The organism is Marinobacterium sedimentorum (assembly GCF_024267675.1).
GTDB lineage: Bacteria > Pseudomonadota > Gammaproteobacteria > Pseudomonadales > Balneatricaceae > Marinobacterium_A > Marinobacterium_A sedimentorum.
Genome location: NZ_JALDYX010000159.1, coordinates 1 through 230, shown reverse-complemented (window position 1 = coordinate 230; position 230 = coordinate 1). Strand labels below are relative to the sequence as shown.

Below are 230 nucleotides of genomic sequence, written 5' to 3'. Positions count from 1 at the left end.
ATAATGTTGACCGTTAAACCAAATACTGAGAGCACCAATAAGCCCGTTAGGAAAGAGCCGGGAATTGATATCCCTACCAACAAGGCCGTGCGTACACCAAGAATAGCTATAATGACGATCACTACTAAAATGATAGCCGAAAGAATATTGTTTTGGAGATCATTAAGCATGATCTTTACGTCTTTCGATTCATCTTTGGTGAATTTCACCAAAAGGTTATTTGGCCACTC

At 39.6% G+C, this 230-nt stretch carries 1 protein-coding gene; it reads right to left on the bottom strand.

Annotated elements, in window-relative coordinates:
* Window positions 1-230 (bottom strand): efflux RND transporter permease subunit (locus tag MRS74_RS23720; protein WP_254582740.1); only part of this gene is annotated, 230 nt, incomplete at both ends.